The sequence below is a fragment of the Methylobacterium frigidaeris genome (assembly GCF_022179185.1).
Taxonomy (GTDB): Bacteria; Pseudomonadota; Alphaproteobacteria; order Rhizobiales; family Beijerinckiaceae; genus Methylobacterium; species Methylobacterium frigidaeris.
This window is the reverse complement of sequence record NZ_BPQJ01000106.1, coordinates 1-2549: the sequence shown is the minus strand read 5'-3', so window position 1 is coordinate 2549 and position 2549 is coordinate 1. Positions and strand designations below refer to the sequence as shown.

2 protein-coding genes are annotated in these 2549 nt (G+C 67.8%); one reads left to right on the top strand and one right to left on the bottom strand.

The window, feature by feature from the left end:
* Positions 1 to 485, top strand: a 485-nt coding sequence (locus tag MFF64_RS36365; protein ID WP_238193871.1) for a hypothetical protein, incomplete at its 5' end; no start/stop codon positions are given.
* 308 nt (positions 486 to 793) lie between these two features.
* On the opposite strand, the gene MFF64_RS36360 is transcribed toward MFF64_RS36365, so the two are convergent.
* Positions 794 to 2206, bottom strand: a complete 1413-nt coding sequence (locus tag MFF64_RS36360) for a phosphohexomutase domain-containing protein (RefSeq protein ID WP_238193869.1) — start codon at positions 2204 to 2206, stop codon at positions 794 to 796.
* Positions 2207 to 2549: the final 343 nt, after the last annotated feature.

Here is a 2549-nt window from a genome sequence, read left to right as displayed (position 1 = left end):
AAGCCCGAACGGGCGCCGGCGCTGATGCGCCGGTCGCCTTCGCATCGATGCGAAGGCGCGAGGGTATCAGCGGTTTCGTGAAGACCCTCCCGGACTATCGGCTGGAGGCCAAGAAGGCGGAGGCGCTTCAGCCGCGAACAGCCCGCGACATCGCTGCCGGCTGCGGGGCGACGGTGTTCGACAGCATTGCGATCGGTGACCTGACCGCGGCCGTGAAGGCGCTGACTGCGGCCATCGCGGCCGGCACTGCGTCCGATCAGGCGCGGCTCGCCCACGAGGCCGAAGTCGTCAACGCCAGGATCGCGGACGCCCTTGAGCAGCTAGCCGAGCAGAGCCACAGGCAGCAACGTGGGGGCGCCCGCATCGCTGACCTGGAACCGTCCCACCGCCAACCCGTTAGCCCGGCGTATCTTCAAGGACCCGAGACCCCGCCTTCAGCCCCGCCGGCAGCCGCCGAGCGGGGTTTTTCGAATGGGCCAATATAAACAAATTTAGGTGCCATACATTCAAAAGGGCAAGTGACTCATCAGACAAAATACGAAGCATGCACGCCTAATGAAGCAGAAAGATTTGGGAGGTCGGCGCATGAAGCCGTCGTGGAAAACAGTGGCCGAGGTAGCTGTCGCGCTGAAGATCGATCTAAAATCAGCCCGAGCTTTGGTGGAAGCTGCCAACTGCCCGAAAGTATTTGGACCACACGGCACCGCCTACCTAATCTGAATTCTCGATCCTCCGCCGACCGCTGGTGCGCCAGGACGGCCGCAGCGATGTTATCGATTTGCTAGTGCGCGTTTCATCCCATCGCCGCCGCTGCCGCGGCGAGTCCGCATCGGACCAGATCCTGGGCCTCTGCGGCGGTCTTCGCCTCCGCGTAGCAACGGAGTTCGGGTGCGTTCCCGGATGCGCGGAAATGGATCGTCCGCTCGCCGTCGAGCACGATCCTGACCCCGTCCTGCTCGTCAGCCGCCAGCGGCCGTCCGATGGGGAGAAGGAAGTTCCGGCGGAACGCTTCGTCCCGGAGGCGGTCCAGCAGGTTGCCGCTCCGCTCGGCTGCGACGTCGGGCAGGCGGTCGCTCGCCGTCTGCCCGACGTCAAGCGAGGCCACGAGGTCGGCTAAGCTCCAGCCGGCCCCCCGCGCGGCGGCTAAGGTGGCGAGGATCGGCAGCACGGCGTCGCGCGTCGGCAGCGTCGGCAGGTTTCCGCCGCCGACGGATAGATCCGACCCAAGCAGGAAGCCGCCATTGGCCTCGAAGCCGCAGACAACCGATGCCCCATCCCGCTTCGCCCGCTCCATGCCGGCGATGACGAAGGGCGACCCGACCCTGGTGCGGAGCACGCGCCGGAAGCCGCCCGCGCGCTCGATGGCGGAGCCGGCGGTCACGGGCACGACGACGGCATCGGCCCTGAGATACCGGGCCGTGATCAGCCCTAGGACGTCGCCGCGCAGGATGCGGCCAGCGCCGTCCGCGACGAGGGGGCGATCCGCATCGCCGTCGGTCGTCACGAGGGCGTCGAAGTCGTCCGCCTTCATGGCGTCGCGGATGAAAGTGACGTCCTGCGGGCGATGCGCCTCGGTGTCGATCGGCACGAACGTGTCGGACCGGCCGATCGGGACGGCCGTCGCGCCGCAGGCCGCCAGCACGTCAACGAGCAGGTCGCGCCCTACCGAGCTCTGCTGGTAGACAGCGACCCGCTGGCCAGCCAGGATCCCCGAATCGAAGACGTCGAGGTACCGCCGGCGGTAGCGCGCGATCGCCTCCGGCTCCGGCTCGGCCGGGACGGCCGGCGGCAGGTACGTGTCACCGGCGGCACCGAGGGCGACCTGGATGGCAGTCTCATCGGCCTTGGTGATCTCGTCGCCGCCGGGCCGGTAGAATTTCAGCCCGTTGCGGTCCTCCGGAATGTGGCTGCCGGTGACCATGACGGCGCAGGCGCCGCGCCGCCGCGCCTCGAGCGCGAGGGCCGGCGTCGGCAGGGAGCCGCAATCGATAGCCGCGAAACCGGCCGCCGCCGCCGCCGTGGCGACCGTCGCGGCGATCCCCGCACTGCTGTCACGCAGGTCGCGCCCGATCACGACCTCGCGGCGAGCCCCCGCCTGCCCGCCGATGGCCGCGAAGAACGCCGCCGCGTAGACGAAGCTGGGCCGTCCCTCCAGATCTGTGACGAGGCCGCGCAGTCCAGAAGTCCCGAACTTTAAGCTGCTCATAATTCTCGACTCGCGGAGGGGTACCGACTGCACCGGTAGAATTTACACTTAACACATGCGAGCGTTGCCGCACAGATGCCAAGCTTCTCGCCATTCGTCGGGCCGGCGCCCTCGGCACGGAACAACGCCCGGCGACAGGCTGACGAGGCCGCGGGACCATCCGAGAGCAGCGGGAGGAGGTGCGTTCATGGCACGGTCTATCCGCCACTTGTGAGCCTGTCAGCCTCATGCCGCCGGTGATTGGCCTCCACGAGGTGGTCCAAGCTCAAAGTTAGTGCAGGGTCAGCCTGGTCCTGCCCCGGTTTGTGGTCCGTGGCCTATGCAAGTACTCGGGCTGTGACAG

Excerpts from the sequence above, each read along its gene's own strand:
- MFF64_RS36360 (WP_238193869.1), bottom strand. The coding sequence starts at position 2,206 with ATGAGCAGCTTAAAGTTCGGGACTTCTGGACTGCGCGGCCTCGTCACA.